Genomic DNA, 16589 nt, shown 5'->3' with positions numbered 1-16589 from the left:
CCGCCAAAGCCGGCGCCCTCGCTGCTGCCGCCGCCACCGCTCTGCCATGGTCATCACCATGGCCACCGCCGCCGCCCTCGCCGCGGCCATCGTTGTCTCCTTGGCGTTCTAGCTCAGGCGGTACCGTCGCCGGGCTTCACTCCTCTGGCCTCCCTGCCGGTATTACTCCCGTAGGCGAATCATCCGTAGGCGAATCCCCCGACGCCGGGTCATCCGTCGGCGGGTCAACCGCCGCCGCGTCATCCGTCGCCGGGGCTCTCGGCACGGGGGCAGCCGCCTCGGACGCCGGGCCGGCCCTGGCCCGGACCTCCACCGTGAACGGTCCCCGGCCCGACGCCGCCGTCACGTCCGAGACCTGACCGGTGAGGACGCACCGCATCAGCCGCGTGGCCTGGGCCCGTGCGACCCGTTCCGCCCGGGCACAGGCCGCGGCTCCGCCCTGAGCCCAGTGGTCCGCCGCCGCGAGCGCGGCCATGTCGGCGCCGCCGGCCGCGCGATGCCGGGCCACGACGGCTTGCCCCAGGGCCAGCACGATGCCGAACACCAGGCACAGGACGGCGATGGCGCCGACGCTCCACACCGTGGCGGCCCCCCGGTCGGTGCCGGTGGCCCCGGCCCAGGACCCACCGGGACCCCGAGCTGAGCCGAGGCGGAGGCCTGCATCAGGGGCCCGGTCCGAGCATGGTCTCCGGCTCGTCATCCGCCGGAACGCGGCGGTGGCCTTCACCGCTCCGCTCCCACCGTCTGCTCCACCGACGCCACCGCTTCCTCCCGCACTTCGAAGGGCAGGCCGTGCAAGGCCGGCGGTTCGGCGACGACGGTCACGCGCACCCGGCCCGCCTCCCGGCTGACGGTGACCCGCGCCCCGCGCGGAGCCGCCTCTCTGGTGACCTCCACGACCGCGTCGGCCGAGTCCTGACGAGCGGCCGCTCGGGCGCCCGTGCGGGCGGCGTCCACGCACTGGATCTGCGCGGCCACCACGAGCAGCCCCCACACCAGCGCCATCGCGAACACCACGAGCACCGGAAGCACCACTGCCGTCTCGGCCGTGACGAACCCCCTGTCGGACCCCGCGTCCGGACCGCTCTCCGACCGGCTGCCGGGATCGCCGCGAGTGCCGCCGCGTGATTCCGTTCTCACCGCCCGGTCACATCCGCGCATCGAGAGCCTGCTTCACGATGCCCTGCAGCTCCGCGCTGACCGCACCGCTCGTGACCACCTTGTAGAGCACCACGGCGAAAGCGACCGCCGCGACGATCCCCATGGCGTACTCGGAAGTGACCATCCCGGCGTCCCTGCGCCCGGCCCGCCGAAGCCACGTCGTCCGTACCGCGCACATCAGGACACTCAGCCGTGCCCGTACCACCTGATACATCGCAACCCCCGTAAGGTTCTGATCCGTTGTTTCTCTTCGCCGGTCAGTTGTTCTCTTCGTCGATCCGTATGTGCTTCGCGAGTTCGTCGGTCACGAGGGCCGGCTCCTCGCCGGCGGCCCCGCCGCGGCCCGCCCCGTCCCGCTCCGTCAGCCACCACCCCCTCCCCCGTCGCCCAGCGCCCCGCCCGCGAGCCCGATCACCACCGGCAGTACACCCACCGCGATGAAGGCGGGCAGGAAGCACAGCCCCACCGGCGCGGTCACCAGGACGGCCGCGCGGCGGGCCCGGGTCGTCATGGCACGGGCCTGGTCGGCGCGTGCCTGGGCGGCGAGCCGGGCGACCGGACCGGCCGCGGGCAGACCGGACACGTCGGCCCGTTCGAGCAACCGCGCCAGGGCTCCGGAGCCCGGCAGCGCGGCCAACGCGCGCCAGGCGAGTTCCGGTTCACCGCCCAGCCGCACCTCAGCGGCGCCGCGCCCCAAGGCATCTCCGACGGGCCCACCGAGGGCGTCGCCCACCGCCTGGGCCGCGGCCACCGGTCCGGCACCCGCCGCGATGCAGGCGGCCAGGAGGTCGGCCGCCAGAGGCAGTTGCCCGGCGGCCTCAGCGGCAACGGTCTCCGCCTCGGCCCTACCGCCGGCCGACCGTCGGGTACGCCAGCGCCACAGCCCCGCCGCACCGGCCACGCCCACCACGACGCCGGCGACGCCCCCGACCAGGGCCCAACCGGCACCCACCGTGCCCATCACCGGGAGCCAGTCGCGAACGGCGCCCAGTACCGCGGCACCTCGTGGGGCGGCGCGGGCCGGCCGGGTGGCCGACAGCCCGGCCAGTCGCCTGCGTACCGCTCGCTCCCGTCGGCCGGTCGCGAATCCGCGCGCGAGCCACCCGGCGGCCAGCACCGTCCCCATCACTGCCCCCAGCCCGTGGACGACGTCCCCGTTCACGACGTCGCCTCCGCTCCCCGTACGATCCGCGCCACCCACCAGACGCCCAGGCACTCCAGGACTCCGCCGGCCAGCAGGCAGCCCAGCCCGGGTCCCGTGTGCAGCAGGACGTGCAGCGGGTCGGAACCGAGGGCCACACCGAGCAGCAGACCGAGGACCGGCAGGCCCGCGAGCATCACCGCCGTGGCGCGGGCGCCGGCCAACTGGGCCCGCAGATCGGAGCGCTGGTCCCGTTCGGCGCGCAGGGCGCCTTCCAGCCGGTCGAGGCCGGCCGCGAGTCCGGCGCCCTGGTCGACCGCGACCCGCCAGCACGCCGCGAGCCCTCGCAGACCTTCGGCGCCCGGTTGCCGCGCCGCCGCCGCGAGCGCCCCCGGGACGTCCCCGCCGAAGCGGGCCGCCGCCAGCACCGCCGCCCGGGCCTCACCGAGTCCTCCGGAGTCGTGTGCGGCGCACAGCAGCGCCTCACCCGGCTGCCGCCCCGTACGGACCTCCCCGGCGAGCACTCCGCACAGCGCGATCACCGCGTCCTGGCGGTCCTCCCTGGCCCGCCTCGCCCTTGCCGCCCGCCGTGTCCGCCGCAGTACCGGCACTCCGGCCGCCCCCGCGACGACCGGCAGCACGGAGTCGCCCAGCGCCGCCAGCACCAACCCGGCCGCCAGCGACCACCACTCGGGCCTCAGCCGGCCGCGAAGGCGCCGCAACCCGTCCGTCATCCGGCGCAGCGACGGTGGTCCGGCCCCGACCGCCCCGCCGTCGGCGGCGAGCACCAGCCGCGCACGCCGCGTCCCGGCATGCCATCGGCTGCCCGCCAGCGCGGCCGCCGCGGCCAGACAGACCAGGGCCACGCCGGTCGACAGTCCACCCGTTCCCATCCCCGTCCCCGTCATCCTCGGGCCTCCTCACCCTGAGCTCGCGTCTCGAGTCCGCCACCCCGCAGCAGCTCCCGCAGCCGCTCCCAGCCGCGCTCGGCCACGAAGGCCTCCGCGCCCCACCGCAGCGCCGGAACCGTCCGCACGAGCCCCGAGGGGTCGCGCTCCAGTACGTGGACCTCGGCGATCCGGCGCCGTCCCGCCCGGTCCCGCACCAGATGCAGGACCACCGACAAGGCGGCCGCGAGCTGACTGTGCAGGGCCGCCCGGTCAAGACCTGCGGCGGTGCCGAGCGCCTCCAGCCGGGCCGGTACGTCGGCGGCGGCGTTGGCGTGCACCGTTCCGCAACCGCTGTGACCGGTGTTCAGCGCCGCCAGCAGATGGACCACCTCGGGGCCGCGGACCTCGCCGACCACCAGCCGGTCCGGTCGCATGCGCAGCGCCTGCCGCACCAGGTCCTCCAGGGTGACCAGGCCCGCGGCCTCCTGATTGGCGGGTCTGGTCTCCAGACCGACGACGTGTGGATGGTCGGGCCTCAGCTCCGCCGAGTCCTCGGCGAGCACGATGCGTTCGTCCGGACCGACGAGGCCGAGCAGCGCGCTCAGCAGTGTCGTCTTGCCGCTGCCGGTGCCGCCGCTGACGAGGAAGGACAGCCGGGCCCGCAGCAACGCCCGCAGGACGCGGTCACCGTCGGGCGGTACGGTGCCCGCCGCCGCCAGTTCGTCGAGCGTGAACGCGCGCGGCCGTACGACTCGCAGCGACAGGCACGTGCAGCCGACGGCGACCGGGGGCAGCACCGCGTGCAGCCGGGTGCCGTCGGGCAGCCGGGCGTCCACCCAGGGGCGGGCGTCGTCGAGCCGGCGACCGGCGACCGTGGCGAGGCGCTGCGCGAGCCGTCGCACCGCACCGGCGTCCGGGAAGGCGACCGTTGTCAGTTGGAGACCGCCGCCCCGGTCCACCCACACCCGGTCCGGTGCGGAGACGAGGACGTCGGTCACCGACGGGTCGGCGAGCAACGGCTCCAGCGGCCCGCTGCCGACGAGTTCCGACCTCAGTCGTTCGGCGGCACCGAGGATCTCCGCGTCCCCGAGCACCCGCCCCTGTTCACGCAGGGCCTGCGCCACCCGTGCGGGCGTCGGGTCCGCCCCGCTCTCGGCCAGCCACCGCCGCACGCCGTCGAGCATCCCCGGGGCAGGCCCCGGGCCGCTCGCGAAGGCCTCCGCCGCGGACCGCCCGGACGCCGATGTCCGAGGCCGCGCGAAGACCGATCCCGCCGCCCACCCGCCGTCCATCCCCGCGCCAGCGCCGGCGTCCGCACCCGCGCCCGGCCCGACAACCGAGACAACCGATACAAGGTCTCGATCCGCGCCCCGCCCAGCATCCGCCCCCGAGCCGCCCCGCCGGACAACCGACCCGGACACCGCCGCCGCAGCCCGCACGGGCCCCGTTCCAGCGGACGCCGGCCCTGAGACCCACCGCGGGACCGCGTGCGCCGTCGGCCGCCCCTGGGGCGGTTCGGCGGCCGGACCGCCCGAGCCTCCGCCCGCCGCCCGGTCCCCGGGGCTCGCCGGACCACCGCCCGACGGCCGCAGGCCGCCAGGCCCCAGCGCCGTCACCCCGCACGTCCCCGGGCCGCTCCCACCAGCCTCCCGCCCGACTCCGCACTCCCCTCCACCGATCCCGCCGGCCCTCCGCCCGACCCCGCGCTGCCCTCCACCGAGCACCTCCGCCGCCCCCCTCATGCCGTCCCACCGCCCGTCTCCACCAGCGCCCGCTCCCAGAACTCCCGGCAGAAGCGCGCCAGCGGTCCGCGCGCGGACGTGCCCGGAGGACGCCTGTGGTCGGTGGCGCGCAGGAGACCGGGTTCGACCGGGACCTCGCCGGCCAGGGGCAGTCCGAGCAGCCCGGCCACCTCGCGGTCGTCGAGTCCGGAGTCGTACGGTCCGCGCACCGCGACGCGGAGGTCGGGCAGGACCATCCCGACCGTGGCGGCCACCCGGCCGGCCGCGGCGACGGCCCGGAGTTCGGCCGGGACGACCAGGAGCCCGACGTCGAGCTGGGCGAGGACCTCGGCAACCGTGTCGTCGACGCGACGCGGCAGGTCGACGACGACGGTGCCGCCCCTGCGCCGGGCAGCGGCCAGCACCGCCCGTACGGCCTGGGGAGGCACCGTCACGCAGTCCCCCCGGTCCCAGCTCAGCACCCGCAGCGAGTGCAGCTCGGGCAGCGACTCCTCCAGGGCGCCACCGCCGACCCGCCCGCGTGAGGACGCGAACGCGGGCCACCTCAGCCCCTCGGCCGTCTCGCCGCCGAGGAGGACGTCCAGGCCGCCGCCCAGCGGATCGGCGTCCACCAGGAGGCTGCGCAGCCCCTCCCTGGCCGAGGTGACGGCGAGCGCGCAGGCCAGCGTGGACGCCCCGGCACCGCCCCGGCCGCCGATGACGCCGATGGTGAGAGCGGGCCGTCCGACGCCCTCGGCGACGTCGGCGATGCGGTCGACCAGCCACTGCTCACCGTCGGGCAGCATCAGGACGTGGTCGGCGCCGATCTCGACGGCCCGCTGCCAGACCCCCGAGTCGTCCTGGTCACGGCCCACGAGGACCACTCCCCGCCTCCGCACCGCTCCGCATACGCGCCGTGCGGCGTCGTCGCCGACGAGGACCAGAGGCGCGGCCTCCCAGCTGCCCCACGGTCCGGACGCCGAGGGGGTCGCGGGCGTCGTCGGCACCGAGTGGTGCACCTCCGGCGTGGCGCCCGCCGCCGCGCACAGGCGCAGCAGGTCGTCGAGGAGCGCGGTGTCCTCGGTGACGATCAGTGGCCCGCTCTGCCGCCCTCCGGCGGGGTGCGGCGGGTCGTGGGTGATGGTTCCGGTCATGGTGTGCGTCCCCCGTCGTCGCGACTTCCGCGGTCGCGTCCGACATCTCGTGGTCTCTCGTGCGGCCCCTGCGGCCCCGCGGTCCCAGCCGGGTGGAAACCGGTGATCGGCCCCACCCGAACGGCCGACGCGACGCCCGACTTCAACGCCCCACTTGAACGCCCGACTTGAACAATCCACTCGAACGTCGACATGGACGTCGACTTGAACGTCGGTCGAACCCGGCCATACGCGTCCGGCAAACGGAACCGGCCGTGGAACTCGGCACGGCCCGGACGCATGGGAATCACGGTGCAGTGATCCGGGAAATCGTGTGGATCTTGGTCAAAAACTGTGGACAACCCGACTGTTGTGAATATCGCCATCACTCAAACCAGTGAGCCCGACCACCCCCGCTCGACCCCCTGCACGACTTCCGCAGAGCAGTCCGCCGACTACCCAGCGTCATATCTCATGCCCATGACAAAACCCCTGATGATCTCGTCATCACGCGGTGCCAGAAGCAGAAGAAGGACGGGAAAACGCGTCCGGACATGCGACGACCCCCGCCGGGGGGGAGAGCGGGGGTCGTCTCCACGGCCGACTCGGGGGGGGAGGAGTCGGACCGGGTTAGCACGGTCGCGAACGATCCGTGACTTCCATGGTGTACCCGAGAGGCTTCTCAGGCAAACCCACGCGCCCCACCTTACGCCGAATGGGCTGCGCCTATGCTCAGGGTCGTGGAAAACCACTCCTTGCCCCACTCCATGCCTCGCACAGCGGCCTTCTTTGACCTGGACAAGACGGTCATTGCGAAGTCGAGCGCACTCACGTTCAGCAAGTCCTTCTACCAAGGCGGGCTGATCAACCGCAGGGCCGTCCTGCGTACCGCGTATGCCCAGTTCGTCTTCCTCGCCGGCGGAGCCGACCACGACCAGATGGAGCGGATGCGCGAGTACCTCTCCGCACTGTGCCGCGGCTGGAACGTCCAACTGGTCAAGGAACTCGTCGCCGAGACCCTGCACGACCTGATCGATCCGATCATCTACGACGAGGCCGCCTCGCTGATCGAGGAGCACCACGCCGCCGGCCGCGACGTCGTGATCGTCTCCACCTCGGGTGCCGAGGTGGTCGAGCCGATCGGTGAGCTGCTCGGCGCGGACCGCGTGGTGGCGACCCGCATGATCGTGGGGCACGACGGTTGTTTCACCGGCGAGGTGGAGTACTACGCGTACGGTCCCACCAAGGCGGAGGCGATCCGGGAGCTGGCCGAGTCCGAGGGCTACGACCTGAAGCGCTGCTACGCGTACAGCGACTCGGCGACGGACCTGCCGATGCTGGAGTCCGTCGGCCACCCCCACGCGGTGAACCCGGACCGGACGCTGCGCCGTGAGGCGCTCGCGCGCGAGTGGCCGATTCTCGACTTCCATCGTCCGGTACGGCTCAAGCAGCGGGTCCGGGGCTTCTCCGTGCCACCGCGTCCGGCGCTCGTCGCCGCCGCCGCGATCGGGGCAGCGGCGGCCACCGCGGGGCTCGTCTGGTACGCGAGCCGACGGCGGTCCCCGGCGGCCTGACCCGTTCCCGGCGGCCTGTCCCGTGGCCTGACCCGCCCCCGGCGGGCCGCCCCGCCCCCAGCGGCCTCACCCGTCGGCCGCTTTCCCGCGCACGAGCCGTCCCGCCTCTTTCACCCGTGTATGAGCGCAAAAGTAAAGAAGTGCGGGCACCACTTCCGCCTGCTCCCGCTCAGGAGTACAAAGGACTCAACGGCCCGCGAGACCAAGGACATCCGAAAGGATCACCTTAAGAACGCATCTGGCCCCACGGACCGAGCATGGACACCGGGCACCCACGCGACGTCGACCCGTCGATTACGGGCCAGCCGCACCAGGGCACGGGCGAAGTACCCGACCTGATGGGCACATATCGAGGACGCTTGGTAACCCGGTGGACATGCCAGCGGCGGTACGAATCCTCGTACCGCCGCATTTCTGTGCGTCCCGAGGTCACGCCGCCCCGCGCTGGAGCGCCTCGCACACCGCCGTCGACTCACGCGCCCCCAGTTCGACCGCCCGGCCGCAGTGGGCGATCCAGGCGGCCATGCCGTCCGGGGTGCCGGAGACGTAGCCGTCCAGCGCCGCCAGGTAGGCCGCGCGGCCCAGCTCCGCATGACCGACCTCGGCCGGGCAGACCGATTTCGGGTCCAGCCCGCTGTTGATCAGCACGATGCGCTCGGCCGCGCGCGCGACCAGGCCGTTGCTGGTCGTGAAGGGACGCAGCGCCATCAACTCACCGTGCACGACGGCGGCCGTCACCAGCGCCGGCGCGGAGCCACCCGCCCTGACCAGCCCGGCGAGCCCCTCCAGGCGGCCGTGCGCCTCCTCGGCGTCCGGCAGCGGCAGCTCGACGAGCGGCTCGTCCACCGGCTCGCCCGCCTGCCGGGGCCGCCCCACCTGGTCACCGTGGTCCGCGGACGCCACCAGGTGCAGCCGGGCCAGCACCCGCAGCGGCGACTGACGCCAGATGGACAGCAACTGCCCGGCCTCGGCGGTCAGCCGAAGGGCCGCACCCACCGCGCGCGCCTCCTCGTCGCCACTGAAGTCGGAGCGCCTGCGGACCTCCTCCAGGGCCCAGTCCGCCCCCGACAGCGCCGCCGAGCCCCGGGCACCGCGCAGGGCCGCTTCGGAGGTGACGGCATGACTGCGGCGCCGCATGATCCGGTGACCGTAGACCCGGTCCACGGCCTTGCGCACGGACTCCACGGACTCGGCCACGCCGGGCAGTGCGCCCAGGGCCGCGAGCGGATCGGCGGTCGCGCCTGTCGTACTCATGGGTACGACCCTACGCACCCCGGCGCCGCGCCCCACGAATGAGTGGTCTTCTTCACGTAGGGGCAGGCTCTCGTGCCACGTACAGCTATCGCTCCACTACCCTTGGTGAACATGAAAATTGCTTTCGTCGGGAAGGGCGGCAGCGGCAAGACGACCCTGTCCTCCCTGTTCATCCGCCACCTCGCCGCCACAGGTGCGCCCGTCGTCGCGATCGACGCCGACATCAACCAGCACCTGGGCGCCGCGCTGGGCCTCGACGAGCCGGCCGCGGCCGGACTGCCCGCGATGGGCGAGCACCTGCCGCTGATCAAGGACTACCTGCGCGGCACGAACCCGCGCATCGCCTCGTCAGAGAAGATGATCAAGACGACGCCCCCCGGAGAGGGCTCGCGTCTGCTGCGGGTGCGCGAGGACAACCCGGTCTACGACGCCTGCGCCCGGCCGGTGGAACTCGACGGCGAAGCCGTCCGTTTGATGGTCACCGGGTCCTTCACGGACGCCGACCTGGGAGTCGCCTGCTACCACTCCAAGACCGGAGCGGTGGAGCTGTGCCTGAACCACCTGATCGACGGACCCGACGAGTTCGTCGTGGTCGACATGACCGCGGGCTCGGACTCCTTCGCCTCCGGCATGTTCACCCGCTTCGACATCACGTTCCTGGTCGCCGAGCCGACCCGGAAGGGGGTCTCCGTCTATCGCCAGTACAAGGAGTACGCCCGCGACTTCGGCGTCGCCCTGAAGGTCGTCGGCAACAAGGTCCAGGGGCCCGACGACCTCGACTTCCTGCACGAGCAGGTCGGAGAGGACCTGCTGACGACCGTCGGGCACTCGGACTGGGTGCGTGCGATGGAGAAGGGCCGGCCGCCCCGGTTCGAGCTCCTGGAGGACGCCAACCGGCGGGCGCTGCGCACTCTGCACTCGGCGGTGGCGGCGGCGTACGGGCTGCGGGACCGGGAGCGCTATACGCAGCAGATGATCCACTTCCATCTGAAGAACGCCCGGAGCTGGGGCAACGAGCGGACCGGGGCCGACCTGGCGGCGCAGGTCGATCCCGGGTTCGTCCTCGGCGAGGGAGTCGTCGCTCCCGCGTGACGACTCCCTCGCCGGGTCCGCCGGTCGGCTACCGCCGGTCGGCCGGCGCCCCGGGCACGCCCTTCGGCGCCGGCGCGGGACCGGCCGACAGGAAGGAGGCCCAGCCCTTCTCGGGAGCCTCACCGACGCCCAGTGTGCGCAGCTTCTTCAGGACCTTCGGGTCCTGGGCGTCCAGCCAGTCCACGAGCTGCCGGAAGGAGACGCAGCGGACCTCGTCCTTCGTGCACACCCCTTCGATGACCTCCTCGATGGCACGCATGTAGGTGCCGCCGTTCCACGACTCGAAGTGGTTTCCGATGATCAGGGGCGCGCGGTTGCCGTCGTAGGCCCGCTGGAAGCCCTGGAGCAGGCCGTCGCGCATCTGGTCGCCCCAGAACTCGTGCTTGGCAGGATCCCCCTGGGTGGTGGTGCCCGACTGGTTGACCATGAAGTTGTAGTCCATGGTGAGCTGCTCGAAGGTGTGGCCGGGGAACGGCACGAGCTGCATCGACACGTCCCACAGGCCCTGCTTCTTCTTCGGCCAGACCTGGTTGTTGACGCCGCTGCTGTCGTAGCGGAAGCCCATCTCGCCCGCGGCCTTCACGAAGTTCTCCTGGCCCTCCAGACAGGGGGTCCGGGCGCCGATCAGCTCCTTGTCGTAGTCGAAGGGGAGGGGCGCGGCGTTCTTCATGCCCGTGTTGGTCTTCCAGGACTTGACGAACTGCTTGGCCTGGCCGATCTCGTCCTTCCACTCCTCGACGGACCACTCGCCGACCCCGCCGCCGCTGCCGCAGAAGTGCCCGTTGAAGTGGGTGCCGATCTCGTTGCCCTCCTGCCAGGCGAGCCGTAGCTGCTTGACGGTGTCGGCGATGCCCTGCTCGTCGTTGAAGCCGATGTCGGAGCGGCCCGGAGAGTGCTGCGGCGGCCGGTAGAGGTCCCGCTCCTCCTGGGGCAGCAGGTACACGCCGCTCAGGAAGTAGGTCATCGTCGCGTTGTTCTCCTTGGCCACTTCGCGGAAGTGGGAGAACAGCCGCTGGCTGTCCTCGCCCGCGCCGTCCCAGGAGAACACCACGAACTGCGGGGGCTTCTGACCGGGCTTGAGGCGTTCGGGCCGCGGCAGGTGCGGCTGGGCTCCGGTGTACGCGGTGGAGCCGTCGCCGATCAGCCGGACCACGTTCTTCGGCGCGGGCGCCGGCTCTCCCTTCTCCTTGTGCGGACCGTTCGTCCCTTCACCGGAACCGGTGCCGCTGCCGATCGCGCAACCGGCGAGCGACGCGGCGCAGACCGCGGCCGCGATCGCGGTGCGCGCGGCGATCCTGTGGGTGGCGGCCATGTTCCGCCCACCTTCTTCCTTCTCTCGGGCCCACGCCGACGAGGGCGATATCGGGTGCTGAGCCGGGACGTGCCGTCAGCGCCGTCAAGGTGGCACGAGACCGAGAAGGAATTAATACGACAAGCCGATGAAATGCGCGATTCACCCGGTAGAGCGGCCGAATACTCCATTTGCGCGAAAAGTCTATGCCTCCTCTTTACTCTGAATTACGATCTGTTTACTGAGCGCTATCACCAGGTGCTCATCGATACCCGCCGAGTACTCACCGAGCGCCCGGCATCCCGCCGCTGTACGCCGTGACAAACGGCCGCGACCCGCCCCCGTCCGCGGGGGACCGTCCATGACCGCGACCGCGCAGCCCCGGAGGAGACGGGAAACATGTCAGCCTGCGTCCCCGCCCGAGCCGATTCACCCCGGACCGAACACGTCCACCCACCGCACAGCCCGCCGCCCGGCGGACCCCGGCGCTTTCGCGTCGCGGGCGCCGACCTGTCGGCCTCGATCGCGGTCTTCCTGATCGCCCTGCCCCTCTCCCTGGGCATCGCCCTCGCCACCGGCGCCCCCCTCCAGGCCGGCCTCGTCGCGGCCGCGGTGGGCGGGATCGTCGCCGGGTGGCTCGGCGGATGCCCCTTGCAGGTCAGCGGCCCCGCCGCCGGCCTCACCGTGGTCACCGCCGACCTCATCCAGCGCTACGGATGGCGTACGACCTGCGCCATCACGGTGCTCGCCGGGCTCGCCCAGCTCGGTCTCGGCTGCCTGCGCGTGGCTCGCTCCGCGCTGGCCGTCAGCCCCGCCATCGTGCACGGCATGCTCGCCGGCATCGGCGTCACCATCGCCGTCGCCCAGTTGCACATCGTCCTCGGCGGCACCCCGCAGAGCTCCGTCCCCGCCAACCTGGTCGCCCTGCCCGCCCAGTTGGCGAACCTGCGCCCCGCCGACGTCGCGGTGAGCGCACTGACGCTGAGCCTGCTGCTGCTCTGGCCGCGGGTGCCCGGCCGCGCCGGGCGGCTCCTGGGCAGACTCCCCGCCGCCCTGATCGCCGTCGCGGGGGCCACCGCGGTCGCGGCCTTCGCGGGGCTGCGCCTGCCCAAGGTCGACCTGCCGTCCTGGAGCAGCCACGCGCTGGCCACGCTGCCCGAGGGGCCGGTGCTTGGCCTGCTGGCCGCCGTCCTCACCACCACGCTGGTGTGCAGTGTGCAGTCCCTGCTCGGCGCGGTCGCCGTGGACAAGCTGGCCGCCGCCCGACCGGGCCTGACCGGCCGCGTCAAGCGCTCCGACCTCGACCGGGAGCTGCTCGGGCAGGGCGCCGCCAACATCGTCTCCGGGTCACTCGGCGGGCTGCCCATCGCCGGTGTGGCCGTACGGAGTTCTGCGAACGTGGCGGCGGGTGCCGTCAGCCGGAACTCCACGATGCTGCACGGCGTTCTCGTAGTGATCGCCACACTGCTGATGGTCCCGGCCCTTGAGCTCATCCCGCTCGCCGCGCTCGCCTCCCTGGTCATGGCCGTCGGCCTCAAGATGGTGTCGCTGAACCACATCCGCACGGTGACGCGCCACCGTGAGGTGCTGGTCTACGCCGTCACCACCGGCGGCGTGGTGTTCCTCGGCGTCCTGGAGGGTGTCGCGCTGGGCATCGCCGTGGCCGTCGGTGTCGCCCTGCACCGCCTGACCCGCACACGGATCACACACGACGAGACGGAGGGCGTCCACCACGTACACGTCCGGGGCCAGTTGACGTTCCTCGCGGTGCCTCGGCTCACCCGCGTTCTGCACCAGGTGCCCCACGGGGCGAGTGCCGTGGTGGAGCTGGACGGTTCCTTCATGGACCACGCGGCGTTCGAGACCTTGCAGGACTGGCAGAAGACGCACACCGCCCAGGGGGGAACGGTCGACATCACCGGCCGTCGGCCCGGCACCCGCATCTCCGAACCGGCCGATGCCGAGGGCTGCCGTTGCCGCCCCTGGACACCCTGGCGCAACCACCAGTGCGAGCGCCCCCAGCGGGTGACGTCGCCCGACGGCTCCGGCCGACAGGGCACCGCCGCCGGCACCACCGGCACCACCAACCCGGCGAGCGGACCGGATGGACTGAACAGACCGAACGGGGTGAGTGGACCGAACGGCCCGAACGGCCCCGGTGGACCGATCGGTTCCGATGCCCCGGGTGGACCGGACGGCCGACCCGAGGCACCCGCCAGGCCCGACGGATCCGGCAGACCCAGTGGCCCGAGCGGCCCCAGCGGACGCGAACTGGCCCGTGGCATCAGCGCCTTCCAGCGGAACACCGCCCCCTTGATGCGCCCGGAGCTGGCCCGACTGGCCCGTGAGGGGCAGCAGCCCTCCCAGCTCTTCCTGACCTGCGCCGACTCACGGGTGGTCACCTCGATGATCACCTCCAGTGGCCCCGGCGACCTCTTCGTCGTGCGCAATGTGGGCAACCTCGTGCCGATGCCCGGTGTGGAGAGCGGCGACGACTCGGTGGCCGCCGCGATCGAGTACGCGGTGGACGTGCTGAAGGTGCGGTCCATCACGGTGTGCGGGCACTCCGGGTGCGGGGCCATGCAGGCGCTGCTCAGCGCCGAGCCGGGAGGCGCGCAGACCCCGCTCAAGCGGTGGCTGCGGCACGGGCTGCCGAGCCTGGAGCGCATCCCCGAGGACGAGGACGCCCGGCCCCGGCTGGCCGGCCGCCGTCCCGCCGACGCGGCCGAGCAGCTCTGCCTGGCCAACGTGGTCCAGCAGTTGGAGCACCTGCGTGCCCACGACACGGTCGCCCGGGCGCTGGGCGCGGGAGACCTGGAACTGCACGGCATGTACTTCCACGTGGGCGAGGCCCAGGCGTATCTGCTCGCCGAGGAGGCCGGGAACGGCGTGTTCGAGCGGGTGCTGGAGACCGACCTGACCGCCTGACGAGTGCCGTCCTGGCCGCCTTGTGGGCACGGGCCGCCGAGGCGCGGGAGTGTGAGCGTCGTTACAGACGCTGAACCCCGCGCCGTCGGCATCCGTGGGTACGAATGACCACTGGTCACGAAGACGGGTGATCACCAGACAGGTCTAAACCAATTGCCCGTCGACCCTTGTCATCGGCCCCCCGGGTCTGATGAGGTGTGGCCTGGGACACAACGGACAACCCTGCGAACGGGAGATGTCGTGAGCAACGAAAGCCTGGCCAACCTCTTGAAGGAGGAGCGACGCTTCGCGCCGCCCGCTGACCTGGCCGCGAACGCCAACGTCACGGCTGAGGCGTACGAACAGGCCAAGGCTGACAGGCTCGGCTTCTGGGCCGAGCAGGCCCGCCGGCTGACCTGGGCGCAGGAGCCGACCGAGACGCTGGACTGGTCGAACCCGCCGTTCGCCAAGTGGTTCCAGGACGGCCGGCTCAACGTCGCGTACAACTGCGTCGACCGGCACGTGGAGGCCGGTCACGGCGACCGTGTGGCCATCCACTTCGAGGGCGAGCCCGGCGACAGCCGCGCCGTCACCTACGCCGAGTTGAAGGACGAGGTCTCCAAGGCCGCCAACGCCCTGCTGGAGCTGGGCGTCCGCAAGGGCGACCGGGTCGCCGTCTACATGCCGATGATCCCGGAGACGGCGATCGCGATGCTGGCCTGCGCGCGGATCGGCGCCGCCCACTCGGTGGTCTTCGGCGGCTTCTCCGCGGACGCGCTCGCGACCCGCATCCAGGACGCCGACGCCCGCGTCGTCATCACCTCCGACGGCGGCTACCGGCGCGGCAAGCCGTCCGCGCTCAAGCCCGCCGTCGACGAGGCCGTCGAGCGCGCCGGCACCGTCGAGCACGTCCTCGTCGTGCGCCGCACCGGCCAGGACGTCGCCTGGGACGACGCGCGCGACAAGTGGTGGCACGAGACCGTCGACCGCCAGTCCGCGGAGCACACGCCCGAGGCGTTCGACGCCGAGAACCCGTTGTTCATCCTCTACACCTCCGGCACCACGGGCAAGCCCAAGGGCATCCTGCACACCTCCGGCGGCTACCTCACGCAGGCGGCGTACACGCACTGGGCCGTCTTCGACCTCAAGCCGGAGACCGACGTCTACTGGTGCACCGCCGACGTCGGCTGGGTCACCGGGCACTCCTACATCGTCTACGGGCCGCTCGCCAACGGCGCGACGCAGGTCATGTACGAGGGCACCCCCGACACCCCGCACCAGGGCCGCTTCTGGGAGATCGTCCAGAAGTACGGCGTGACGATCCTCTACACGGCGCCCACCGCGATCCGCACGTTCATGAAGTGGGGCGACGACATCCCCGCGAAGTTCGACCTGTCCTCGCTTCGGGTCCTCGGCTCGGTCGGTGAGCCGATCAACCCCGAGGCGTGGATCTGGTACCGCAGGAACATCGGCGCGGACGCCACCCCGGTCGTCGACACCTGGTGGCAGACCGAGACCGGCGCGATGATGATCACGCCGCTGCCGGGCGTCACCGAGGCCAAACCCGGCTCCGCCCAGCGCGCGCTGCCCGGCATCTCCGCCACCGTCGTCGACGACGAGGCCAACGAGGTGCCGAACGGCGGGGGCGGCTACCTGGTCCTCACCGAGCCGTGGCCGTCCATGCTGCGCACCATCTGGGGCGACGACCAGCGGTTCATCGACACGTACTGGTCGCGTTTCGAGGGCAAGTACTTCGCCGGGGACGGCGCCAAGAAGGACGACGACGGCGACATCTGGCTGCTCGGCCGCGTGGACGACGTGATGCTGGTCTCCGGCCACAACATCTCCACCACCGAGGTCGAGTCGGCCCTCGTCTCCCACCCCTCGGTCGCCGAGGCGGCCGTGGTCGGCGCGGCGGACGAGACGACCGGCCAGGCCATCGTCGCCTTCGTGATCCTGCGCGGCACGGCCGCGGAGACCGAGGACCTCGTCGCCGACCTGCGCAACCACGTCGGCGCCACCCTCGGCCCGATCGCCAAGCCCAAGCGGGTCCTCCCGGTGGCCGAGCTGCCCAAGACCCGCTCCGGCAAGATCATGCGCCGCCTCCTGCGCGACGTCGCGGAGAACCGCCAGCTCGGGGACGTCACCACCCTGACCGACTCCACCGTCATGGACCTCATCCAGACGAAGCTCCCGGCGGCACCCAGCGAGGACTGAACCACCGGCTGCCAGGGCACCCGGCGACTGATCCGCCGGGTGCCCTTCGCATGCGCAGCCCAGTACCCGCCAGCCCCTGAACCCGCCGTCACGGAGGCCGCCCGGCACGCTCGCCACAGGTTAGGTAGGCTAAAGAAGACGTAAGAGAACAACGAGATCCTCAAGGTGCGCCGGGAAGTCTGGTCGGCAAGTGTTCCAGTGCTGCCCA

The 16589-nt window shown here is 72.5% G+C and carries 13 protein-coding genes; 4 read left to right on the top strand and 9 right to left on the bottom strand.

All coding sequences use genetic code 11. The annotated features are described in order from the left end of the window. Positions 1-136 precede the first annotated feature (136 nt). The 7 genes from ACZ6EG_RS10535 to ssd all read right to left on the bottom strand — a co-directional run bounded on the left by ACZ6EG_RS10535 (position 137) and on the right by ssd (position 6067). Positions 137-700 (bottom strand): Rv3654c family TadE-like protein, encoded by a 564-nt coding sequence (locus ACZ6EG_RS10535; RefSeq protein WP_469603555.1) that lies wholly within the window; start codon positions 698-700, stop codon positions 137-139. Positions 701-723: 23 nt separating this feature from the next. Next, positions 724-1161 carry a TadE family type IV pilus minor pilin gene (locus ACZ6EG_RS10530; protein WP_469603374.1) on the bottom strand — a complete coding sequence of 146 codons (438 nt, stop codon included), beginning with the start codon at positions 1159-1161 and terminating at the stop codon, positions 724-726. Continuing rightward, positions 1148-1375, bottom strand: coding sequence for a DUF4244 domain-containing protein (locus tag ACZ6EG_RS10525; RefSeq protein ID WP_356602199.1), 228 nt, complete (start codon positions 1373-1375; stop codon positions 1148-1150). The genes ACZ6EG_RS10530 and ACZ6EG_RS10525 overlap by 14 nt, the downstream gene beginning before the upstream one ends. 147 nt (positions 1376-1522) lie before the next feature. Beyond that, on the bottom strand, positions 1523-2323 hold the full coding sequence (locus tag ACZ6EG_RS10520; protein WP_469603370.1) for a type II secretion system F family protein: 801 nt from the start codon (positions 2321-2323) through the stop codon (positions 1523-1525). Continuing rightward, positions 2320-3210, bottom strand: a complete 891-nt coding sequence (locus tag ACZ6EG_RS10515; protein ID WP_469603367.1) for a type II secretion system F family protein — start codon at positions 3208-3210, stop codon at positions 2320-2322. The genes ACZ6EG_RS10520 and ACZ6EG_RS10515 overlap by 4 nt, the downstream gene beginning before the upstream one ends. Then, complete coding sequence (locus ACZ6EG_RS10510; RefSeq protein WP_469603364.1) at positions 3207-4376, bottom strand: TadA family conjugal transfer-associated ATPase; 1170 nt, start codon at positions 4374-4376, stop codon at positions 3207-3209. Before ACZ6EG_RS10510 ends, ACZ6EG_RS10515 begins: the two co-directional genes overlap by 4 nt. Positions 4377-4930: 554 nt before the next feature. Continuing rightward, positions 4931-6067: a septum site-determining protein Ssd gene (gene ssd, locus ACZ6EG_RS10505; RefSeq protein WP_469603361.1), complete on the bottom strand. Its 1137-nt coding sequence runs from the start codon at positions 6065-6067 to the stop codon at positions 4931-4933. A 707-nt stretch (positions 6068-6774) separates the two neighbouring features. Between ssd and ACZ6EG_RS10500 the strand changes: the two genes are divergently transcribed. Then, positions 6775-7620, top strand: a complete 846-nt coding sequence (locus tag ACZ6EG_RS10500) for an HAD family hydrolase (RefSeq protein ID WP_469603358.1) — start codon at positions 6775-6777, stop codon at positions 7618-7620. Positions 7621-8049: 429 nt separating this feature from the next. Here ACZ6EG_RS10500 and ACZ6EG_RS10495 read toward each other — a convergent pair whose 3' ends face one another. Next, complete coding sequence (locus ACZ6EG_RS10495) at positions 8050-8874, bottom strand: Fic family protein (RefSeq protein WP_469603355.1); 825 nt, start codon at positions 8872-8874, stop codon at positions 8050-8052. Between the two features lie 111 nt (positions 8875-8985). On the opposite strand from ACZ6EG_RS10495, the gene ACZ6EG_RS10490 reads away from it, so the two are divergent. Then, positions 8986-9966, top strand: a complete 981-nt coding sequence (locus ACZ6EG_RS10490) for an ATP-binding protein (RefSeq protein ID WP_469603352.1) — start codon at positions 8986-8988, stop codon at positions 9964-9966. Between the two features lie 28 nt (positions 9967-9994). Here the strand turns inward: ACZ6EG_RS10490 and ACZ6EG_RS10485 are convergent, their stop codons facing one another. Then, complete coding sequence (locus tag ACZ6EG_RS10485) at positions 9995-11278, bottom strand: polysaccharide deacetylase family protein (RefSeq protein ID WP_366766456.1); 1284 nt, start codon at positions 11276-11278, stop codon at positions 9995-9997. Between the two features lie 378 nt (positions 11279-11656). On the opposite strand from ACZ6EG_RS10485, the gene ACZ6EG_RS10480 reads away from it, so the two are divergent. Together ACZ6EG_RS10480 and acs are read left to right on the top strand one after the other, a co-directional pair. Beyond that, on the top strand, positions 11657-14185 hold the full coding sequence (locus tag ACZ6EG_RS10480; protein WP_391970723.1) for a bifunctional SulP family inorganic anion transporter/carbonic anhydrase: 2529 nt from the start codon (positions 11657-11659) through the stop codon (positions 14183-14185). Positions 14186-14425: 240 nt separating this feature from the next. Further along, positions 14426-16381, top strand: coding sequence for an acetate--CoA ligase (gene acs, locus ACZ6EG_RS10475; protein WP_469603348.1), 1956 nt, complete (start codon positions 14426-14428; stop codon positions 16379-16381). The last annotated feature ends 208 nt before the right edge of the window (positions 16382-16589 follow it).

The sequence above is a fragment of the Streptomyces sp. NPDC041968 genome (assembly GCF_055589025.1).
Note: the sequence above shows the minus strand (reverse complement) of the source record. Positions and strands in the feature narration are given on the sequence as shown.

Excerpts from the sequence above, each read along its gene's own strand:
- ACZ6EG_RS10485 (WP_366766456.1), bottom strand. The coding sequence starts at position 11,278 with ATGGCCGCCACCCACAGGATCGCCGCGCGCACCGCGATCGCGGCCGCG.
- ACZ6EG_RS10535 (WP_469603555.1), bottom strand. The coding sequence starts at position 700 with ATGACGAGCCGGAGACCATGCTCGGACCGGGCCCCTGATGCAGGCCTC.
- ACZ6EG_RS10495 (WP_469603355.1), bottom strand. The coding sequence starts at position 8,874 with ATGAGTACGACAGGCGCGACCGCCGATCCGCTCGCGGCCCTGGGCGCA.
- ACZ6EG_RS10530 (WP_469603374.1), bottom strand. The coding sequence starts at position 1,161 with ATGCGCGGATGTGACCGGGCGGTGAGAACGGAATCACGCGGCGGCACT.
- ACZ6EG_RS10525 (WP_356602199.1), bottom strand. The coding sequence starts at position 1,375 with ATGTATCAGGTGGTACGGGCACGGCTGAGTGTCCTGATGTGCGCGGTA.
- ACZ6EG_RS10490 (WP_469603352.1), top strand. The coding sequence starts at position 8,986 with ATGAAAATTGCTTTCGTCGGGAAGGGCGGCAGCGGCAAGACGACCCTG.
- ACZ6EG_RS10480 (WP_391970723.1), top strand. The coding sequence starts at position 11,657 with ATGTCAGCCTGCGTCCCCGCCCGAGCCGATTCACCCCGGACCGAACAC.
- ACZ6EG_RS10500 (WP_469603358.1), top strand. The coding sequence starts at position 6,775 with ATGCTCAGGGTCGTGGAAAACCACTCCTTGCCCCACTCCATGCCTCGC.
- ACZ6EG_RS10515 (WP_469603367.1), bottom strand. The coding sequence starts at position 3,210 with ATGACGGGGACGGGGATGGGAACGGGTGGACTGTCGACCGGCGTGGCC.
- ssd (WP_469603361.1), bottom strand. The coding sequence starts at position 6,067 with ATGACCGGAACCATCACCCACGACCCGCCGCACCCCGCCGGAGGGCGG.
- ACZ6EG_RS10510 (WP_469603364.1), bottom strand. The coding sequence starts at position 4,376 with ATGCTCGACGGCGTGCGGCGGTGGCTGGCCGAGAGCGGGGCGGACCCG.